Below are 21057 nucleotides of genomic sequence, written 5' to 3' on the forward strand. Positions count from 1 at the left end.
TCGTCTGACAATCCATTCTTCGTGAACCGTCCGGAGGCAAAAATCGAGGGGACGGTTCAGAAACAGGCGCACCAGCAGGAAAGAATCAGGCCTGTTCGACAGGAGGATCGTCCTATGTGTCGTCCGGGCTACCGGCTCGCGCCGGCTCGTCTGCTCGAAGCGCTGTCGTCCACCATCGGGCTCGCCATTCTGCTGCCTTGCGACCCCGCGCTCGCCGCTTGCGACAACGTCAATCCGGTCAGCGGACAAACCGTCACCTGCACCGGCAGCATGCCGAACCCCTCCACCACGAGTATCACTGCCGCGGCGGGCAGCACCAACGTCACGGTCAATGTGCAGACCGGCGCGGAACTCGATGTCAATGGCAACAATGTCATTCTCGTGCGCGACGGCAGCGCGGTGACCAATCTCGGCACGTTGAACGGCAGCGGCGATACGTTTGACGCAATTTCCGCGCACGGCGCGACCGGCGGCTCAGGTCAGAACGTGCTGGTCAACCGTGGCAGCATCACGACGAGCGGCGTCGAGTCGGAAGGCATGTACAACGACGCCGCCGCGGTCACGATGCTGAACGACACCACCGGCGTGATCCGCACGAGCGGCGATGAATCGGCGGCGATGCACGATTTCCAGAGTCCCGGCGGCGGCACCTTGACCAACAACGGCACGCTCGCTACCACCGGCGCCAGTTCACCCGGCATGGCCGCGTTGACGAACAACGACACGCTCGTCAATAACGGCACGATCACGACCACCGGCGCGGGATCGTATGGCATACGGACGAACGGCAATGCGGTCGGCGGTCCCGGCAACAACGTGATCGTCAACCACGGCACGATCGACGTTTCCGGCGCGGACGCGCATGGCATCGTGTCGTCGGATACGGCGCCGGGCGTCGTCACGAATACCGGCTCGGTCACCGCGCGTGGCGTGGGCGGCGCGGGCGCGATCTTCTCCGGCAACGTCACGCTGAACAACACGGCCGGTGCGAGCATCGTCAGCCAGCAGGCCAACGCGATCGTCGCCAACGGCGGAGGCACGCTCAACAATGCCGGCACGATCTCCGGCGCGATCAACGCGATCGCTTTCGCCAATGCCGGCGCGACGATCAACAACAGCGGCTCGATCGTCGCGGCGACGAGTCAGGCGATCAGTTCCATCGGCACGTTCGATATCGTCATCAATAACACCGGCACCATCGCGGGCGGCAACGGCCGCGCGATCTGGACCGACAGCGGCAACGACACGTTCAACTGGAGCGGAGGCACCGTCACGGGCTTCGTGCGCTTCAGCGCAGGCGACGACACCGCCACGCTCACCAACCTCACTGACGCGAATCTGAGCGGCGTGCCGAGCTTCGACGGCGGCACCGGCAACGATCTGCTGACGTTCGATCACACGTCGGCGAGCGGCGTGAGCCGCTTCATCAATTGGGAAACGGTCAATGTGATCAACGGCAGTCAGTTGACGCTAGACACTCAGGGACTCACGCTCGGCGATAGCGGCACGCTGACCGGCACGCTCAACGTCGACGCGACCAGCACCTTGTTCGCCGGCGGTCTGGCGAGCGCGGTGACGATTGCGCCGGCGGTCGCAGGACAACTCGTCACGGTGAACAATGCGGGCACGTTCGATCTGACCAACGGTGGCGCGAATACCCAGGCCGTGCTGGTGATCGATGGCAACTACACCGGGCTCAATGGACGGTTGCTGCTGCAAAGCGTGCTCGGCGGCGACGGTTCGCCGAGCGGCAAGCTGGTGATCGCGCAGGGGCTGGGGTCGGGGAGTACGACGCTGGGTGTGACCAACGTGGGCGGCAACGGCGGCGCCACGCTGACGGATGGGATTCTCGTGGTGCAGGCCACCAACGGCGCGACGACGACCGCCAGTGCGTTCACGTTGCCGAGACCGTTGATGGTCGGCGCTTATACGTACTACCTGTTCAAAGGCGGAGTGAGTGCGGGGACGGGGGATAACTGGTATTTGCGTTCGAGTCTGGCGGCGGTGCCGACGCCGGCTCCAACTCCCACGCCTACTCCAACTCCAACTCCAACACCAACACCAACGCCCACGCCCACGCCCACGCCCGAGTCCGCCGCCGGCCCAATCGCAGCGCCCGGCACACCCGCCCTACCCGCACCGCCGCCCGCAGGCGCCGCCCCCACACCGCTCTATCGAATGGAAGTCCCCGTCTACGCAGAAGTCCCCGTGCTCACACGCGAACTCGGCATCGCGCAGATCGGCACCTTCCACGACCGCCAGGGCGAACAGTCACTGCTCGACGAAAGCGGCCCGCTACCCGCCGCGTGGGCACGCGTCTGGGGCGAGCACACATCGCAAACCAGCAGCGGCGGCGCAAGCCCGGATTTCAGCGGCACGATCAGCGGCGTGCAGGTCGGCCACGATCTCTACGCCGATCGCAGCGCGAGCGGTCATCGCAACCACTACGGTTTTTTCCTGGGCTTCGCTCGTGCGCAAGGCGATGTGAACGGCTTCGCGCTCGGCTTTCCCGATCTGTCGGCCGGGCATCTCGCGATCAACGCGTACAGCGTCGGCGCGTACTGGACGCACATCGGTCCGGGCGGCTGGTACACCGATGCCGTCGCCATGGGCAGCGCGCTGACGCTGGACCCGATGTCGAATCAGGGCCTCGGCGCGAGCACGCATGGTCACGCGGTCACGACGTCGCTCGAAGCCGGCCTGCCGATTCCGTTGCGCGCGAATCTGAGCCTCGAGCCGCAGATGCAATTGATCTGGCAGCACGCGTCGATCGACGATCTCAACGACGGCATTTCGAGCGTCTCGTTTCACTCGGCCAACGGCTTTGTGGGACGACTCGGCTTGCGTCTGCAAGGCGCGTTCGAAGGCGCTGGCGTGCAGTGGCAACCGTATTTGCGTGCGAATCTGTGGCGCTATTTCAATGGCACCGACAGCGTGACCTACGCGGGCAGCACGGTGATTCCGTCGAATGTCGCGGCGACGGCGGCTCAATTCGGCATGGGTGTCGTCGCGCATCTGAGCGCGCGCGGCAGCGTGTTCGCGGCCGCGAGTTACACGACCAATGTGAATGGCGAGCATCGCAGCAGCGTCGAGGGCAATCTTGGGGTGCGGTGGAGTTGGTGACGTCGGGCGGGTCGTTTCGAATCAGCCCGATCCGAATTCAAAACTGATGCCGGATCCCCGCCATCAACCCGATCTGCGTGCCCTTCTGCGCGAGCCCGATACTGTTGACCCCTTGCAGTTGCGCGCCGATCAGATCGCCGCGATAGATCGCGTAATCGCCTTCCAGATAGACGTCAGTGCGCTTCGACAGGTTGTAGTCCGCGACCAGTTGATATTGCCAGGCCGACCCATCCTGCGCATGCGTCTTGCCGTCCTGCAGCGTGCGCCAGACGTTGGCGGCGAAGTGCCACGCGTTGCCGACCTGCTGCGTGATGCCGCCCATAATCATGCGACGCCGCGAAAAGTCCGTGTATTTGAGCGCTGTCAGTTCGGGCGCGGTGAACGGCCCGTTAGCGAAATTGGAAAAGCCCGCATCGTTCTGGTTGACGATATAGCCCGCCGAAAAGCGCGTCAGATTCCACGTGTACGAACCGCCGAACGTCCAATCTTTCGCGGCCGCGCCGTTGATTGAATCCTTCGACTCTTCGTACGCCGCGCCGACGCTGAACGGACCGCCCGCCGGCCCATACGCGGCGGCCGCGCCGATCTGACTGCCGTTCGAATTGCCCGCGTTACCGCCGAACGCGTAGCCTGCCGCAAACGTGAAACCGTTGTATCGCGCTTGATACTGCACCTGATTGCTGGTCCAGATGCCGCCGGTCATCGTCACCTCAGGCTGGAAGCTGAAATCGTAGGGGATCCAGGAGTTGCTGCCGTAACCGCCGACGGTAATGCCCTCGATCATCACGTTGTACTGCCGCCCAATAATCACCTGCCCGTACGATTCCGAACGCACGCCGATCTGGGCTTCGTTGAAAAACGGCAAGGTGGGATCGCTTTGACCGGTGTTGATATAGATGCGGTTTTCGAGCTTGAAAAACGTCGACCAGCCGCCGCCGAGATCTTCGACGCCCTTCAAACCCCAGCGGCTCTGCGTCATGCCGCCGTTGCCCAGTCCGAGCGATGAATCCCCGGCCTGGTTAGCATGCGTCAGATAGCGCACGCTTTCGTCGACCACGCCGTACAAGGTCACGCTGGATTGCGCCTGCGCGATCTGACAGCCGAACGACGCGATGGCCGCGGGCACCAGGGCCGCCGTCCACCTGCTGATGTTTTTCATACCGTCTCCTCGTACAGATTCCGCTTTGCGCGGATGAGACTCTTCTGCTTTGGCCGGCGCGAATCGACTGGTGCGCGGCTCTTCAGTCGATGCGGCCCGTACGAAAATCCTGACGAAACGCGTGTGGTCGAACCTTAGCGCGAAACGGCAACGGCAAGAAATTAGTCTGACGTGAGTGCGGCGGAGTGTTGTTAAGACAGCAAAATGCTTGCGGGATGTAAGAAGCACGCGTAGGCGGTGGGGTCATCGGCGGACGGAAGCGGCGGGTTTGCTATCGTATGACCTGAACTCAGCCCGGCTTCGCGCTGAATTCACCACCAGGCGCTCACGGCTTATCCGTTCGGCTAACCATTCGGCCGACTATCGCGACGCTCGCCGAGGTCCGATACTGACCGGCCTTCTCCCCCTTGTTCTCACCAGCCCGAAATCGCCCATGAGCACTACCGCCTTGCCCGCGCGCCGCGCCCCCGACAGCTTCGCGATCCTGCTCATGATCGGTTTGTGCGCGATCTGGGGACTCCAGCAGGTCGCCATCAAAAGCACGAATTCAGCGGTGCCGCCTGTCTTCCAGGCGGGTTTGCGTTCGCTGGTCGCGTCTTTGCTGGTGTGGGGCTGGGCGCGCTCGCGCGGCACGCCGCTGTTTCGCGACGACGGCACGCTGAGCGCGGGTTTGCTCGCGGGCGTGCTGTTCGCCGCTGAATTCGTGTGTATTTTTCTGGGCCTGACGCTGACCAGCGCGTCGCGCATGGCGGTGTTTCTGTACACCGCGCCCTGCTTCACTGCGCTCGGCCTGCACTGGTTCGTCGAAGGCGAGCGGATGCGGCGGATTCAGTGGTTCGGTATTTTCGTGGCGTTCGCCGGCATGGCGCTGGCGTTCGCGGACGGCTTCCTGCACGGCCACGCCGCGCAAGGCTCAACGCTGAAAGGCATGGCCGGCGACGCACTCGGCGTGCTGGCCGGCATTGCCTGGGCCGCGACCACGGTGGTGGTGCGCGCCACGCGTCTCGCTCAATCGAGCGCCAGCAAGACGCTGTTCTATCAACTGGCGGTGTCGGCGGTGGTGTTGCTCGCGCTGGCGGTCGGGCTCGGCCAGGCGCACGTTGAAACCGTCACGCCGCTCGCGCTGATGAGCCTCGCCTATCAGGCCGTGGTCGTCGCGTTCGTCAGCTATCTGGTGTGGTTCTGGCTGTTGACGCGCTATATCGCGTCGCGCCTGTCGGTGTTTTCGTTTCTCACGCCGCTGTTCGGCGTGAGTTTCGGCGTGCTGCTGCTCGGCGAGTCGTTCAGCCTGCGCTTCCTGATGGCCGCGGCGCTGGTGCTGGTGGGTATCGCGCTGGTGAATGCGCCGGCGCGGCGCATGGTGAAGTAGAAGTGAGCTAGCTAGCTACCGTGCCGTGACGGTTCAGGAGGCGTCGTCGCTGGCCGCTGCACGCTTCGACGGCCTGGCCGCCGCGACGATCTGCGCCACGCGCACGTACTCGGCGACCGACACGTCTTCGGCGCGACGTTGCAGGTCGAAGCCGAGCGCCTCGAAGTCTACTGAATCGCGAAACGCGGCCAGCGTATTGCGCAACATCTTGCGGCGCTGCGAGAACGCCGCCGTCACCACTTCGCCGAGCACGCGCTCGTCGACCGGCGTCAGCTCCTTCTGCGCGTACGGAATCATCCGCACGATCGCCGAATCCACCTTGGGCGGCGGATTGAACGACTCGGGCGGCACGTCGAGCTGCTTGTCGATCACGTAGCGATACTGCAGCATCACCGAGAGACGGCTGAATGCCTTGGTGCCCGGCTCGGCCACCATTCGCTCGACCACCTCGTTCTGCAGCATGAAGTGCTGATCGATCACGCAATGCGCGAACGAGGTCAGATGAAACAGCAGCGGGCTCGAAATGTTGTATGGCAGATTGCCGACAATCCGCAGCGACGCTTTTTCGCCAGGCGCGGCCAGCGAACCGAAGTCGAATGCGAGCGCGTCGCCCGCGTGCAGTTCGAGCAGGTCGCCGAATTTCGTCTTCAGACGGCCGATCAGATCGCGGTCCAGTTCGACGGCGTGCAGCGGCGCTTCCGGCGTGGCCAGACGCTCGATCAGCGGCTCGGTGAGCGCGCCGAGGCCCGGCCCGATTTCGACCATGCGCTCGCCGCGTTGTGGCTGGATGACGTCGACGATCGAATCGATCACGCCCATGTCGACCAGAAAGTTCTGACCGAAACGCTTGCGCGCGATATGACCTTGGTGCCGGCCCTGTTGCTGTCTGCTGGTGGACATCGAAGAAACGCTAAAGAAATAGAACTGCTTGAAGAAAAGGAACTGACGCGAATCGCGCCAGCTTCAGGCAACACCGCAGGCGCGCGGCGAGTCGTGCAACCATTGCGCGGCCAGCCGCGCAATGACGCCGAATCAGCCTGCGCGGCGGTGCTGCGCCATCGACACCGCCGTGTCGATCGCGGCGATCAGGCTGCCCGCGTCGGCGCGGCCGGTGCCGGCCAGATCGAGCGCGGTGCCGTGATCGACCGAGGTGCGGATAATCGGCAAGCCGAGCGTGATATTGATGCCTTCGCCGAATGTAGCGTACTTCAGCACCGGCAAACCCTGATCGTGGAACATGGCCAGCACACAGTCGGCCTGCTCCAGATAACGCGGCTGAAACAGCGTGTCGGCCGGATAAGGACCGGGTGCGTCGATGCCCTGCTCGTTCGCGAGCTTCAGCGCCGGCGTGATGATCTCGATTTCCTCGCGACCCAGGTAGCCGTTTTCGCCCGCATGCGGGTTCAGCCCGGTCACGAGAATACGCGGCGCCGGCAAGCCGAAGTGATGCCGCAGATCGTGATCGATAATGCGCAGCGTCTCGACAATACCCTCGACGGACAACGCCGCGGACACGTCCTTGAGCGGAAGATGCGTGGTCGCGAGCGCGACGCGCAGCGGACGCTTGCCGGAGCCGGCCAGCATCATCACCACGCGCGGCGTGTGGGTGCGCTCGGCCAGATATTCGGTGTGTCCGGTGAACGGCACACCGGCGTCGTTGATGGTGCTTTTTTGCAGCGGCGCGGTGACGATCGCGTCGAACGCGCCGGCTACCGCGCCGTCGATCGCGCTGTCGAGCAGGTCGAGCACGTAGCGGCCGTTGGCCGCGTCCAGCTTGCCGGCCTGCACCGGCACGCCGAGCGGCTGGTGCTGCATACGCACGCGTTTGCCGTCAGCCAGCAACGCGTTCCAGTCGACGCCCACGGCGCGTGCGCGTTCGGCGAGCAACGCCGCGTCGCCCAGCACGGTGAACTGTGCGCCGGGCCAGTGCGTTGCCGCGCCGGCGAGAGCCTGCGCGGTCAGTTCAGGGCCGACGCCGGCCGGTTCGCCGGTCGTGATCGCGATCTGCAGCGGCAAGCCGGCGGACTGGGCGGCGTTTGTCATGACGATTACTGCACGCTCGACAGCGTAGGCTTCACTTCCACATACGCGGTGTCGCGCAGTTCACGCAGCCAGTCGGCGTAGGCCTGTTCCGCCTTGCGCTGACCGATGGCCTGGCGCGCCAGATCCATCTGTTGCGCGACCGAACCTTCGGCGTCGCGGCGGCCCAGCACCTGGATCAGGTGATAGCCGTATTCGCTGCGCACCGGGTCGCTGATCTGACCGTCCTGCAGGTTGTTCATGGCGCGCTCGAATTCCGGCACCGTCTCGCCCGGGCTGATCCAGCCCAGGTCGCCGCCTTGCGACGACGAGCCGTCTTGCGAGTAGGTGTGCGCGAACTTCGCGAAGTCGCCGCCCGCGGCGATCTGGTTCTTGATTTCGAGCAGCTTCTGGCGCGCTTGCGGCTCCGACATACCGTCGCCGACGCGCAGCAGAATGTGGCGCACGTGCGTCTGCACCAGCTTCGGCGCATCCGAGCTCGAGCCCTGACCGGCGCGGCGATCGACCAGACGCACGACTTCGAAACCGTCGCTGGTGCGGATCACGTCCGGATTGATTTCGCCCGGGCGCAGCGTGGAAGCGGCCTTCGCGAACTCAGGCGGCAGCTTCGAAGGCTGCTGGTAACCGGTATCGCCGCCTTTGGATGCGTCCGGCGCTTGCGAATTGGCCTTCGCGAGCTTTTCGAAGTTCGCGCCGCCCTTGGCTTCGGCGAGCAACGCCTGGGCCTTTTTCTGCGCCGCTTCGATGTCGGTCTCCGACGCGTTCAGCGGCGCCTTCAGGAAAATGTGCTGCATATGCAGGTCGCTCTGCAGGCCGGCATTCGGGCCACGCTGACTGGCGATGTAGTTCGCGACTTCCGCGTCCGACACCACGACCTTGCTGTCCACTTCCTTCTCGCGCAGACGCGAGAGCGTCAGCTCGGTGCGCGCGTCATTCGTGAACGTGGTCCAGGGCACGCCTTGCGCCTCGATCCGCGCGCGGTACATCTCGAGCGACATGTTGTTCGACTGCGCGAGGCGTTCGAGCGTTTTCTGCACGGCGGCGTCGTCGATGTTGATGCCGTCTTCTTTCGCCTTCTGCAACTGGATGCGTTCCAGCACCATCTGGTTAAGCACCTGCTGGCGCAACTGGTCCACCGGCGGGACCGGCGCGTTCTGCTGGTTCAGCCGACGCGTGATCAGGCCCATGCGGTCGTCCAGCTCGCGCCGCGTGATGACACCGTTGTTGACCACTGCGGCAATGGTATCGACCGTCTGGCCGCTACCGCTGCTGGCCAGCGCCTGCGCCTGAACCGGCGCAACCGACAGGAAAGACGCCGCGGCGGCGAGACCGGCCGCAAGCGTTGCCAAGCGAAGCTTTTTCATGATTGCCACAGATACTCCAATGATGTCGGGCGCGCCTGGCCCGTCTTTTCGCATTCTATAAAACGATCGCGACCGAACCGCGTCATTCGTAATTGGTGAAACGCGCTTCCGGCGGCGGCGGCGGCGGCAACGGCGTATAGCCCTGCACGCCGTTGCGGAACGCGGCCATCAACCCATTGTCGACGCTCGACAAGCCCTTGAACGTCAACTGCGCGAGGAACCGCGTGCTCGACTGATTCTGATTCGAGGTGTTCACACCGTTCGCGTAGCGCTGGATCCCGGCGCCGAGCGTCCAGCAGTCGGCATCGTATTGCAGGCCGACCAGACCGTCGACGATCCGTTTTCCGCCCAGGTCGTAATTGAACCTCGCCACTCCGTACACATTGTGCGTGAGCGGCCATTGCCCCGAAACCAGCACCTGATTGATCGGCGTGTTGTCCAGCGTGGTGTTCGCGCGGGTGTAGCGGTACGCGACGTTGATCACCTTACCGCTGGCCGGGCTGAACCCGAAGCCGACGCTCGTCTTCACCAGCTGGTTGTTGTCGGCATTATATTGGAACGCCGTTTCCGACGCGAAACCGGCACCGAGCTTGAGCGACGCACCCACGATCAGGTCCGAATGCGTGGCCTGCGTGCTGGTCTGGGTGTTGTTCAGCGTGACGCGCTGATCCTGGAAGTAGTACTGCTGCGCGATCACGAAACGCGCGCGTTCGTCGCCCGTGGCCGGGTTGATGAAGCGCGTGGTGATGGCCGCGGTCAGACGGTTCGCGTCGGCGATCCGGTCGTTACCGACGAAGGTGTTCGGCGAGAAAATTTCCGCCAGCCCGAAATCGGATTCGGCGGTATCGAACAGCGGCGCGAACGCCTGGTTGCGATACGGCGTGTACACGTAGTACAGCCGCGGCTCCAGCGTCTGGATGTAATCCTCGCCGAAGATCCGCACCGAGCGGTCGAAAATCAGGCCCGTGTCGAACGTAAACGTCGGGATCGATTCGGTGAAATTCTTCGGCGTGCCGACCGGCGCGGTGCTGCTGATGTTGTTCAGGTCGTACGACGCGAGATGCAACTGCACCTTCGGCGTGACGAAGTAGCCCGGCCCGACAACTGAATACGCCAGGTACGGGTTGAACAGCACCCGCTGACCCTGCGTCGTGTCCGCGCTGGTGATGCGGAAATTCGAGTAATCGGCTTCCGCGCCGTAGTCGAATCCGCCGATGTTGTACTTGGCGTACTTCACGTTCAACTGCGGCTCGCGGCCATACGGCGCGACGGACGGCGTCAGCGTCTGCCAGTGCTGCTCACGTGCGAGCACCGACCACGGACCGTTGTTGTAGGTCAACCCGGCTTCCTGTTGATACAGGAGCTGGGTGCCGTTCATGAACTGACTGACCGACGACTGCAAGTCTTCCGGATACGTGTTGTCCGAAACCTTGTTGTAGTAGATGTAGCCGCCGAACCCGTTGCCGAAGTTCTGGTTGTGCTGGATGTACAGCGCGTAGCGGTTGGTCTTGGTCAGCCGGTCGTCGGGCAGAAACTCGCCGGTGATCGAGCCGGAATACGTGGGCGACAGATAGCGGAACGACGACTGCAACTGCACACCGCGCTTGGAGATCAGACGCGGCGTGACGGTCAGATCGCGGTTCGGTGCGATGTTGAAGTAATACGGCACCGACAGTTCGAAGCCGTTCGACGAACTCAGCGAGAACGTGGGCGGCAGAACCCCGCTGCGCCGCTCGCCCGACAGCGGGAACGACAGCCACGGTGACGCAAACACCGGCACGCCCTGGAAGAACAGCACGCCGTTATGCGCGACGCCTTCGTCCGCGCCGGTGTCGAAATCGAACTCGCTGCCTTTGATGTACCAGGCCGGATCGTCCGCGCACTGGCAGGCGGTGTAGGTGCCCTTCGTGAAGACCGAGCGCTCGTTGTCGAGCAGATCGACACGCTGCGCGCTGCCCGAGCCGCCGGTCACATTGAAGTGGTACTTCGGCGCGGTCATGAAACCTTCGCTCGAGTCCAGCCGCATGTGCGCTTCGGGCCCGACGAAGGTATTGCCGTTGTTGTTGACGTGGACCTGGCCGTACGCGTCGGCCATGTCCGTGTCCTGATCGTAATGCAAGGCGTCGGCCTTGATCACCATCGTGTCGTGGCGTATCTCGGCCGACCCCTTGGCCGCCATGTCCTGGTCGGTGGTGCCGGTGGTCGTATCGCCGAGCACGAAGGTGGCCGACTTCTGCCCCTGCAGCAGCGGATGTTCTTCCAGTTGCGGGGCGAGCTGCATGCCCCAAGGCGCGTCGATCGGTTGCGGCTGCGCGGCTTCCCCCACCAGCTGGGCGTGCGCAAGCGCGGGCATCAGGCCCGGAACGGCGATCAACGCCGCGACGAGCCGCCTTTTGCGCGGCACTACGGCACAAGAGGGAGTCGTTTGGGAAAGCTGTCTAGGCGGCATGTATCGTTTGGCGAATCGGCTCATCCGCCAGCTTTTACAGTCACGATCCACCGCCTGCACATCCCGACCGTGACAGTCGGCTGCACATCAATTGACAATCTTTCGAACGGTGAGGCGGGCGGTGAAGCGGAACGCGCGAAAGCTGGCGTAAGTCGCGTCAAAAAAGTCGTGGGGTATTATATGGCAAGACGTTGCCCCTCAGAATTTGCCGCCGGTTTTCATGACGCTGCCCTCCTCCCAAGACACCCAAGATCCCCGTCTCGACCTGCTCAAAGCCTGGCTGAACCGCCATGCAGCGGGCTATTCGCTCGAGCTCGGTACCCTCGCGCCGGCTTCGTCCGACGCCAGTTTTCGCCGCTATTTCCGGCTCGCCGGTAAGGTGGCGGAAGATGAAAGCGCCGGCACGCTGATCGCCGTCGACGCGCCGCCCCCGGAAAAGTGCCGCGAATTTGTGCAGATCGCCCAGTTGCTCGAGGCCGCCAACGTGAACGTGCCGCGCGTGCTGGAGGTCGACTTCGACGCCGGCTTCATGCTCGTGACCGATCTGGGCACCGATTCGTACCTCGGCGCGCTGACCGATGCGCAGCAGGCGCACGACGCGCGCCGTCCGCGCACGCTGATGCGCGACGCGCTCGACGCCCTGATCCGCTGGCAACTGACCTCGCGCGAAGACGTGCTGCCGCTGTTCGACGAAGCTTTCCTGCGTCGCGAGATGGAATTGATGCCGGAGTGGTTCATCGGCCGTCATCTGGGCCGCGAGCTCGACGACAAGACGCGCGGCCTGCTCGACCGCACCTTCGCGCTGCTGATCGCGAGCGCCCGTGCGCAGCCGCAGGTGTTCATGCTGCGCGATTTCATGCCGCGCAATCTGATGGTCGCCACGGCCGCGAATGGATCGAACGGCGCGGCGAACCTCGCAGCAAACCCCGCGGCGAATCCCGGCGTGCTCGACTTCCAGGACGCCGTATACGGTCCGATCACGTACGACGTCGCGTCGCTGCTGCGCGACGCGTTCCTCGGCTGGGACGAAGAGTTCGAACTGGATTGCTTCGTGTACTACTGGGAACGCGCGAAAAAAGCCGGCCTGCCGGTCGATCCCGACTTCGGCGAGTTTTACCGCCAGCTGGAATGGATGGGCTTGCAACGCCACATCAAGGTGCTCGGGCTGTTCTGCCGGATCAACTACCGCGACAACAAAGCGCATTACATGAAGGATCTGCCGCGTTTCATCGGCTACGCGCGCAAGGTCGCGGAACGTTATGCGCCGCTGCGTCCATTCGCGAAGCTGCTCGACGAGCTCGAAGGCCGCGCGGATGAAGTCGGCTACACTTTCTGAGCGATGACGACATCCGTGAAGAAAGCGATGATTTTCGCCGCGGGCCGCGGTGAGCGCATGCGTCCGTTGACCGATACCTGCCCGAAACCGTTGCTCGAAGTGGGCGGCAAACCGCTCATCGTGTGGCAGATCGAGCGGCTCGCGCTGGCCGGCTTTCGCACTATCGTGATCAACCACGCGTGGCTCGGCGAGCAGTTCGAGACCGTGTTGGGCAACGGCTCACGCTGGCAGGTCGAGTTGGACTACTCGGCCGAGCATGAAGCGCTGGAAACGGCCGGCGCGATCGCGCAGGCGCTGCCGTTACTGGAAGACGGCGACAAAGACGGTGACCGCGGCGAAGTGTTCGTCGGCGTCGCCGGCGACGTGTACGCCGACTTCGACTACGCCGCGCTGAATGCCCACGCCGACAGACTCAGCGCGTTGCCCGAGCCGGGCATGCATCTGGTGATGGTGCCGAATCCGGTCTTTCATCCGGACGGCGATTTCGGTCTGATCGACGGGGTGGTGTCGCTCGACGCGCAGCCGCGTCTGACGTTCGGCAGCATCGGCCTCTACGACACGCGAATGTTCCGCGCTCTGCCGCGCGGCACGCGGCGCGCGCTAACGCCGTACTACCGCGAAACGATCTCGCGCGGGCTGGCGAGCGGCGAGTTGTACGAAGGCGTGTGGGAGAACGTCGGCACGGCGGCTCAGCTCGGCGCGCTGGACTTACGGTTGAAAAGCGCGCGCTAGGCGGCCCTAGGCGCAGCTTAGCTCTCGGCCGCCCTCAGCGCCGCTTCACTTCCGACCGCCCGCAGCGCCCGCTCAACTCTCGCCCGTCCCCACCACATCGACCGCCTCCGGCGCTTGCGCCACGCGCTGCTGCTGCAACGCCCACATCTGCGCGAACAAGCCATTCGCGAGCAGCAACTCCGCGTGCGTGCCGCGCTCTACGATCCGCCCTTTATCCATCACGATGATCTGCTGCGCGTGCACCACCGTCGACAGCCGGTGCGCGATGATCAGCGTCGTGCGCTCGCGGGCAATCTGATCGAGCTCGTGCTGAATCGCGCGTTCGGAGCGCGAATCGAGCGCGGAGGTCGCTTCGTCGAACAGCAGGATCGGCGGATTCTTCAGAATGGTCCGCGCAATCGCCACGCGCTGCTTTTCGCCGCCGGAGAGCTTCAGGCCACGCTCGCCGACCGGCGTTTCATAGCCCTTCGGCAGTCCTTCGATGAAGTCGTGAATATGCGCCGCGCGCGCCGCCGCGATCACTTCCTCGCGTGTAGCCGAAGGGCGCCCATAAGCGATGTTGTAGTAGATCGAATCGTTGAACAGCACCGTATCCTGCGGCACGATCCCAATCGACGCGCGCAGCGAATCCTGCGTGACGTCGCGAATATCCTGACCGTCGATGGTGATCGCGCCGCCCGTCGAGCGGTCCAGATCGTAGAAGCGGAACATCAGCCGCGCGAGGGTCGATTTACCCGAGCCGCTGTGCCCCACCACCGCGGTCGTGGTGCCGGCCGGAATCGTGAAGCTCACGTCGTGCAGAATCTGCCGCGCCGGTTCATACGAAAAGTTCACGCGCTCGAAGCGCACCTGCGCGCCGCTCACCTGCAGCGCGGGCGCGCCTTCAAGATCGGGCACTTCCTGCGCGGCGCCGAGCAGCGTAAACATGCGGTCCATGTCGGTGAGGCTCTGCTTCAATTCCCGATACACCACGCCGAGAAAATTCAGCGGAATATAAAGCTGCAACATGAACGTGTTGATCAGCACCAGATCGCCGAGCGTGAGCTTTCCCGCCATCACCCCTTGTGTCGCGCGCCACAGAATGAACACGAGCCCCGTGCCGATAATCGCCTGCTGGCCGAAATTCAGCGCCGACAGCGAACGCTGCGATTTGATCGCGGCCGTGCGATAGCGCTTGAGGTTTTCGTCGTAGCGGCTCGCTTCCCACTCTTCGTTGCCGAAGTACTTCACGGTCTCGTAGTTGAGCAGCGAATCAATCGCGCGCGAGTTCGCCTTCGAATCGAGTTCGTTCATCGTGCGGCGGAAATGCGTGCGCCACTCGGTGACCTTCACTGTGAAAACGATGTACGTCGCCAGCGCGATAAACGTGACCACCGCGTAATACCACTCGTATTTGACGACGAAAAAACCGAGCACGAGGCCGACCTCGACGAGCGTCGGCAGAATGCTGTACAGCGAGTACGAGATCAGTTGCGTGATGCCGCGCGTGCCGCGTTCGATATCGCGCGACATGCCGCCGGTCTGCCGGTCGAGATGGAAGCGCAGCGACAGCGCGTGCAGATGGCGGAACACTTTCAACGCCAGTTGCCGCACCGCGCTCTCGGTCACCTTCGCGAACAGAATCTCGCGCAGCTCGGTAAAGAGCGACGTGGACAGCCGCACCACCGCATACGCGACCACCAGCAAACCGACGCCGCCCAGCAGCACGATGGCCGGCGAATCATGCGCGCGACCTAGCGCGGTGAGATGCTGCACCGACGCGAGGCTGTCGACGATCCGCTTCATCACGATCGGCACGCCGAGGTTGGCGACTTTCGCGCCGATCAGGCAGCTCAGCGCGAAGGCGACGCGCCATTTGTAGGTGGCGAGATACGGCAGCAGCGACAAAATCGTCTGCCAGTCGTTGCGCGGCTGGGTGGAGATTGGCGAGGGTTCGGACGAGGGCGTGCGGCGCATGGAGGTCGGCTTGGGGAGAGAATGGAACGGCCGGAGTTCGCAGCGGCGCGCCGACCACAGCAGGCCGATGAATCGGCACACTGCTTTTTGTCGCGCGACCCGGCTGGGCGCTTTCCCGTACAATTCCTGATCCTTATATTGTCGCAGAAGCCGGCTGGCGCCGCTTTCCATGGGCAGTCCGGCCGCCGGTCATCCGTTGGCCTCGCAGCTGGGCCGTGCTTCCACGAAGCGCCGGCAAGATTGCCCCTGAACACCGCCGCCGGTCCAGTCGACCTGGCCCATCCGTTTCTCAAGAGTGTCCCAATGACCGATCTCCTTCAACTCCCGCAAAAGTCCTGCGCGCTGCGCGTCGTGCCGCAACCGTCGGACGCGAACGTTCACGGCGACGTGTTCGGCGGCTGGATCATGGCGCAAGTGGACATTGCCGGCTCGATTCCGGCGAGCCGCCGCGCCAACGGCAGAGTGGCGACCATCGCGGTCAATTCGTTCGTGTTCAAGCAGCCGGTCTTCGTCGGCGATCTGTTGAGCTTTTACGCGGATATCGTCAAGACGGGCAACACGTCGGTGACGGTGTCGGTCGAGGTTTACGCGCAGCGCATGAGCCTGACCGAAGAAGTCGTGAAAGTGACCGAAGCGCTCCTGACCTACGTCGCGACCGATAGCGACCGCCGTCCGCGCGCGTTGCCGGTGGTGGAATAAACGGGCTCAGTTGAAACACGCCGCTGCGCACGCCGCTAAACGGCGGACCCGAACGAAAACGAGGCGCCTGGGCGCCTCGTTTGCATTCCGCTTAACTGAAAAACCACCGTGCCCTGAGACCGCTTACTGGCTAGCCGCCGCTGCGGCAGCCGCCTTTTTCTGCGCGTTCTGAAGGTCGGTCGGATAGTTCGGATCGTTGCGCGACGGGTTATAGCCGTTGGCTTCCAGATTCTTCAACTCAGCGTTTTTCTTGGCCCGCGCCTGCTTGCGCGCGGCCTTGCGCTGGGCCTTCGTGGTGGTCGCTTTCGACGCGGCCACGGGCTTGGCCGCATCTGAATCTTCGCCCGCCGCGCCACCGCCGCCGCTTTGCGCGAACGCCGGTGCGGCGCACGCCACACTCAGTACCACCGATGCCAGCAACACACTCAGTTTCTTTGCAGGTGAAGAAGTCATTGTTCTCTCTCCAGTCGAATTGGCAGTCCGTACGACGGCGCAACGCCCATGACTTTGAACGAGCAGCGACAACGGGTGGACGCAACGCCACGTGAATCGATGCTTCGTGGTTCCCAGCGCAGCTTAAGTTGGGAACCCCGAATATAGCCGACCGAAACCCGTCCGCAAAACGGTTTCCACGCACCAGGACGGGGCTAACGCACGCGAATCGACGTTCAGGCGGAAGCGCTGCCGCGCAGATAAACGTCGACCTGTCCCTCGATCCATTGCGCGAAATGGGCCTGCCGGGCATTGAGCATTTCGCGTTGCTGCCACACGAGCCAGTAGGGATAACGATAAGGCACGCGGATGCCGGTGATCTGCACGAGCTCGCCGCGCGCCAGCGCATGCCCGACCAGGCTGCGCCGTTCGAGCGCGATGCCCTGCCCCATCAGCACGGCGCCGATCACGATGTTCGAATCGTTCGCCGACAACACGACGGCCTCGTCTGCGGGCTCCGCGACCTGGGCCGCGCGGCACCAGTCGGTCCATGGCGTGTCGGGGCTGGAGATCAGCGGACAGGCCATCACGTCCTCGGCCGTGACCGGAAAGCGCCCGTTCGGCGCGAGCGCGAAATGCGGCGCCGCGACCGCGACGATCTCGTCGTCGAACAGCTTCTGCTGCGCGACGTCGGGCCAATGCCCCTGGCCCATTCGAATGCCGACGTCGCATGCGCCCTGGCGCAGATCCTCGACTTGCAGGCTCGTCAGCAAACGAACCCGATAGTACGGATGCGCCTCGCGAAAGCTCGCGAGACGCGGCACGAGCCAATGCTGCGCGAACGACGGCAACGTCGCGATCACCAGTTCGCTTTCCTGCGGACGCGCCTGCGCGCGACGCGTGGCGTGCGTGATGTCGCGCAGCGCGGTGCGGATTTCGAGCGCGTAGAGACGCCCCACTTCGGTCAGCCGCAGCCCGCGTGCCTCGCGAATAAACAACGCGAGACCCATGCTGTCTTCGAGCACCTTGATCTGCTGGCTCACCGCCGAGTGCGTGACATGCAATTCGCGCGCGGCCTGGGTGACGCCGCCCAGACGGGCGGCCGCCTCGAAGCAGCGCAGCGCGGTGAGTGGCGGGATCAGTTTCATGTAAGAAATTCTGACGTAAACCGTCGATTAATGTCGCTTTTTTTGGCGAGCAGAGATGCTTAATCTATCGGCTGGATACGCCATAAACTGCGCCGGCATTGAAACTAACCTAGCGCGGCCGCTTCGGGCGCCAATGAAAGAACTTCTAACGGGAATGAGATGAAATTGATCGGAATGCTCGACTCGCCTTACGTGCGCCGGGTCGCCATCTGCCTCAAATTGCTGAAGCTCGAGTTCGAACACGAATCGCTTTCGGTGTTCAGCACCTACGACCAGTTCGCGAAGATCAACCCGGTCGTCAAAGCGCCGACGCTGATCGCCGATAACGGCCAGGTGGTGATGGACTCGACGGTGATTCTTCAGTACGCGGCGACGCTCGCCGGCCCGCAGCAGCGGTTGTTCCCGTCGCGGCCGGACGACGCGTTGCGCGCCGCCCACCTCACCGGCCTTGCGCTGGCCGCCAGCGAAAAGACCGTGCAGATCGTCTACGAACGCAATCTGCGGCCGGTGGAGAAACAACACGAGCCGTGGATCGAGCGCGTGAGCTCGCAGTTGCTCGCCGCTTATGCAGCGCTCGAACTGGATCTCGCCACCGCCCCGCCGCCCACCGAAACCGATCACTTCGACGCGGCGGATATCACCGTGGCGGTCGCGTGGCGTTTCACGCAGATGATGCTGCCGGAGATCGTCAGCGAAGACGCGTATCCGCATCTAAAGGCGTTTTCCGCGATGGCGGAAGCGTTGCCGGTGTTCGTGAGCACGCCGCCGGTGTAAGACTCGACCCACGCCCCGCTCGCCGCGACGGTCGGCGCACGCCTTCACGGCTCACTGTACGTGCCGAGACACGAAGCCGCCGCTGTGCCGTCCGTTTTGCCGTCCGTTTTGCCGCCCACTGCTACGCGACGCCTACGCACGGCGGCGACACCGATCCATAGCAACGTCCCGATCAGCAAGGCGGCCGCGACCCATGGCAACGCGATCGGGCCGTAGCGGTCGATGGCCATGCCGCCCAACGCGCCGCCGCCGGCGATCGCCAGATTCCAGACGGTGACGATCATCGATTGCGCGACGTCGGCGCCGTTGCCCGCAGCCCGCGCGGAGGCGGTTTGAAATAGCGTCGCGGCGCCGCCGAACGCTAACCCCCAGACGGCCACCCCGGTATAAACCGCGCTCCGCGTCTCGCTCGCAAGGCCCAACAGCACGACGCCGGCCGTGAACAGCACGACGCTGATCAGGGTGAGCCGCCGCAGATGCGCGTCCACCAGCGCGCCGACTATCGCGATGCTCGCCAACGCGGCCGCGCCAAACACGAACAGCACGGCGTCCACACGCGGCTCCAAGCCGGCGAGTGCGAGGAACGGCGAAATGTACGTATAGAGCAGGTTGTGCGCAAGCACATAAGCGAACATCACGGCGAGCACCGGCTTCAGCCCCGGCGAGGCCAGCACGCCGCGCAACGTCGTGCGACGCGCTGCCGGCTGACAGGCAAAATCGGGCACTTGCCAGCGTACCCAGACGAGCAGGCCGAGTGTCGCCACCGTCATCGCGCCGAACGTATAACGCCAGCCGATCGAGGCGCCCAGCAGCGTACCGAGCGGAATACCGAGCGACAACGCGAGCGGCGCGCCGGTCATCGCCAGCGCGATGGCCCGACCTTGCAGATGCGCCGGCGCCATACGCGCCGCATGCCCCGCCAGCAGCGCCCACACGAGCCCCGCCGACACGCCGGCAAAGAAGCGCGCAATCAGCGTGAGCGCGTAGTGCGTCGATAGCGTCGTCACCGTGTTGACCACGATGAATCCCGCGATGGCTGTCAGCAGCAACGGACGACGACGCCAGCCCCGCGTTGCGATCGCGAGCGGAATCGCCGACAACAACGAACCGGCCGCGTACACGGTGACCAACTGGCCGATCAGCGCGGCCGATACCCCGAGATCCGCGCTCATTTCACGTAACAGGCCGGCGGGTAAGGCCTCGGTCAGGATCGTGATGAAGCCGGCGGTGGCGAGCGCGAGCAAACCAGAAATCGGCAAACGCTCAGCCGCTCGGGTTGGCTGCGGCACGCCACCGGACCGAGTCGCGTCGAATTCGCTCATGGCCGGCTCGCCGTCTGGAGCGGCGCCGCACCGACGCCGTACACCGCGTCAATCCGCGACGACAGCGCCGTGACCTCGCTGGAAGGACTCACTGCCTCGATTGCATGTTGCATGACGACTCCGTTGAATGGGGACGCAACCATCATACGAAGCCGGTCCGCGGAGAAAAACTGGGATACAGTTCCTCACTCTACGGACAGGAATGTCCGGAATAGGAGGCGATGGTGGAAAGTCTCGGCGGGTTCGTGGTATTCGTGCAGGTCGCAGAAACACGCAGCTTCGTCACCGCCGGGCGGCTGCTCGGCGTGTCGGCGTCGGCGGTGGGCAAACGCATCGGCCGTCTCGAAGAACAGCTTGGCGTGCGGCTTTTTCATCGCAGCACGCGCAGCATCACGCTCACGACCGACGGCATCCAGTTCCTCGAACGCTGCCGGCGCATCCTCGCCGAAATCGACGCCGCCCAACTGGAACTGTCGCAAAGCGCCGGCGCACCGCGTGGCCGTTTGCGCGTGAGTCTGCCGCTGGTTGGCTCGCTGGTGCTGCCGGTACTCGCCGATTTCATGGCGGCGTATCCGGAGATCGAACTCGATCTGGATTTCACCGACCGCGTGGTCGACGTGATCGACGAAGGCTTCGACGTCGTCGTTCGTACCGGCGCGCTGGCCGATTCACGGCTGGCCGCTCGCCAGATCGGTACGTTCGGTGTGGCGCTGGTCGGTGCGCCGGCTTATTTCGCCGCGCACGGCAAGCCGCTTCGGCCGGCCGACCTCGCGAACCATATCTGTCTGCACTACCGTTATCCGAACAGCGGCAAGCTCGAAATCTGGCCGCTGCGCCGCGAGCCGGGCGAGCGCGAAGTGACGCTACCGATTTCGATGGTGTGCAACAACATCGAGACGCGCACGTGTTTCGCGATGCGTGGCTTAGGAATTGCCTGCATGCCGGATTTTTCGGTGCGGCAAGCGCTGCGCGACGGCCTGCTCTGCACGGTGCTCGACGACTACGTCGGCCGGGCGATCGACCTGAACATCGTCTGGCCGGACGGACCGAGCGTGCCGCCGCGGCTGCGCGCGTTTATCGACTTCATGGCCGAGCGTATGCCGGCGAATGTCGCGCCCGACGAACCGCAACCGCGCGCGCGTACCGCTTAGCGC

Annotated in this window: 16 protein-coding genes; 7 read left to right on the plus strand and 9 right to left on the minus strand. The window is 64.2% G+C overall.

Features of this window, described 5'->3' with window-relative positions; all coding sequences use genetic code 11:
- The first annotated feature begins 114 nt into the window (after nucleotides 1–114).
- Nucleotides 115–3123, plus strand: a complete 3009-nt coding sequence (locus GGD40_RS10150; RefSeq protein WP_179743572.1) for an autotransporter family protein — start codon at nucleotides 115–117, stop codon at nucleotides 3121–3123.
- Between the two features lie 37 nt (nucleotides 3124–3160).
- Here the strand turns inward: GGD40_RS10150 and GGD40_RS10155 are convergent, their stop codons facing one another.
- A complete protein-coding gene (locus GGD40_RS10155; protein ID WP_179706894.1) occupies nucleotides 3161–4282 on the minus strand; it encodes a porin in 1122 nt (373 codons plus the stop codon).
- A 433-nt stretch (nucleotides 4283–4715) separates the two neighbouring features.
- Between GGD40_RS10155 and GGD40_RS10160 the strand changes: the two genes are divergently transcribed.
- Complete coding sequence (locus GGD40_RS10160) at nucleotides 4716–5651, plus strand: DMT family transporter (RefSeq protein WP_179706895.1); 936 nt, start codon at nucleotides 4716–4718, stop codon at nucleotides 5649–5651.
- 33 nt (nucleotides 5652–5684) lie between these two features.
- Here GGD40_RS10160 and rsmA read toward each other — a convergent pair whose 3' ends face one another.
- From rsmA to GGD40_RS10180, 4 genes are all read right to left on the minus strand, one after another.
- Complete coding sequence (gene rsmA, locus GGD40_RS10165) at nucleotides 5685–6551, minus strand: 16S rRNA (adenine(1518)-N(6)/adenine(1519)-N(6))-dimethyltransferase RsmA (RefSeq protein WP_179706897.1); 867 nt, start codon at nucleotides 6549–6551, stop codon at nucleotides 5685–5687.
- A 132-nt stretch (nucleotides 6552–6683) separates the two neighbouring features.
- Complete coding sequence (pdxA, locus tag GGD40_RS10170; RefSeq protein ID WP_179743574.1) at nucleotides 6684–7694, minus strand: 4-hydroxythreonine-4-phosphate dehydrogenase PdxA; 1011 nt, start codon at nucleotides 7692–7694, stop codon at nucleotides 6684–6686.
- Between the two features lie 5 nt (nucleotides 7695–7699).
- Complete coding sequence (locus tag GGD40_RS10175; RefSeq protein ID WP_373565273.1) at nucleotides 7700–9064, minus strand: peptidylprolyl isomerase; 1365 nt, start codon at nucleotides 9062–9064, stop codon at nucleotides 7700–7702.
- 73 nt (nucleotides 9065–9137) lie between these two features.
- Entirely contained in the window at nucleotides 9138–11504 is a 2367-nt protein-coding gene (locus GGD40_RS10180) for an LPS-assembly protein LptD (RefSeq protein ID WP_179743578.1), read from the minus strand.
- 220 nt (nucleotides 11505–11724) lie between these two features.
- Here GGD40_RS10180 and GGD40_RS10185 point away from each other — a divergent pair, with 220 nt between their 5' ends.
- Entirely contained in the window at nucleotides 11725–12840 is a 1116-nt protein-coding gene (locus tag GGD40_RS10185; protein WP_179743580.1) for an aminoglycoside phosphotransferase family protein, read from the plus strand.
- 3 nt (nucleotides 12841–12843) lie between these two features.
- Nucleotides 12844–13572 carry an N-acetylmuramate alpha-1-phosphate uridylyltransferase MurU gene (gene murU / locus GGD40_RS10190; RefSeq protein ID WP_179743582.1) on the plus strand — a complete coding sequence of 243 codons (729 nt, stop codon included), beginning with the start codon at nucleotides 12844–12846 and terminating at the stop codon, nucleotides 13570–13572.
- Nucleotides 13573–13644: 72 nt separating this feature from the next.
- Here the strand turns inward: murU and GGD40_RS10195 are convergent, their stop codons facing one another.
- Entirely contained in the window at nucleotides 13645–15528 is a 1884-nt protein-coding gene (locus GGD40_RS10195) for an ABCB family ABC transporter ATP-binding protein/permease (protein ID WP_179743583.1), read from the minus strand.
- Nucleotides 15529–15831: 303 nt separating this feature from the next.
- Between GGD40_RS10195 and GGD40_RS10200 the strand changes: the two genes are divergently transcribed.
- Nucleotides 15832–16227: an acyl-CoA thioesterase gene (locus GGD40_RS10200; protein WP_105507248.1), complete on the plus strand. Its 396-nt coding sequence runs from the start codon at nucleotides 15832–15834 to the stop codon at nucleotides 16225–16227.
- Between the two features lie 123 nt (nucleotides 16228–16350).
- Here the strand turns inward: GGD40_RS10200 and GGD40_RS10205 are convergent, their stop codons facing one another.
- Nucleotides 16351–16680, minus strand: coding sequence for a DUF4148 domain-containing protein (locus tag GGD40_RS10205; RefSeq protein WP_179706909.1), 330 nt, complete (start codon nucleotides 16678–16680; stop codon nucleotides 16351–16353).
- A 215-nt stretch (nucleotides 16681–16895) separates the two neighbouring features.
- Nucleotides 16896–17807 carry a LysR substrate-binding domain-containing protein gene (locus GGD40_RS10210; protein ID WP_179743585.1) on the minus strand — a complete coding sequence of 304 codons (912 nt, stop codon included), beginning with the start codon at nucleotides 17805–17807 and terminating at the stop codon, nucleotides 16896–16898.
- Nucleotides 17808–17966: 159 nt separating this feature from the next.
- Between GGD40_RS10210 and GGD40_RS10215 the strand changes: the two genes are divergently transcribed.
- Nucleotides 17967–18581: a glutathione S-transferase gene (locus GGD40_RS10215; protein WP_179743587.1), complete on the plus strand. Its 615-nt coding sequence runs from the start codon at nucleotides 17967–17969 to the stop codon at nucleotides 18579–18581.
- A 44-nt stretch (nucleotides 18582–18625) separates the two neighbouring features.
- On the opposite strand, the gene GGD40_RS10220 is transcribed toward GGD40_RS10215, so the two are convergent.
- The gene (locus tag GGD40_RS10220; RefSeq protein ID WP_179743589.1) at nucleotides 18626–19903 is read right to left on the minus strand and encodes an MFS transporter; all 1278 of its coding nucleotides are present in this window, start codon (nucleotides 19901–19903) and stop codon (nucleotides 18626–18628) included.
- A 224-nt stretch (nucleotides 19904–20127) separates the two neighbouring features.
- Here GGD40_RS10220 and GGD40_RS10225 point away from each other — a divergent pair, with 224 nt between their 5' ends.
- Complete coding sequence (locus GGD40_RS10225; protein ID WP_179708864.1) at nucleotides 20128–21054, plus strand: LysR family transcriptional regulator; 927 nt, start codon at nucleotides 20128–20130, stop codon at nucleotides 21052–21054.
- The last annotated feature ends 3 nt before the right edge of the window (nucleotides 21055–21057 follow it).

Source organism: Paraburkholderia bryophila, from assembly GCF_013409255.1.
Lineage (GTDB): Bacteria > Pseudomonadota > Gammaproteobacteria > Burkholderiales > Burkholderiaceae > Paraburkholderia.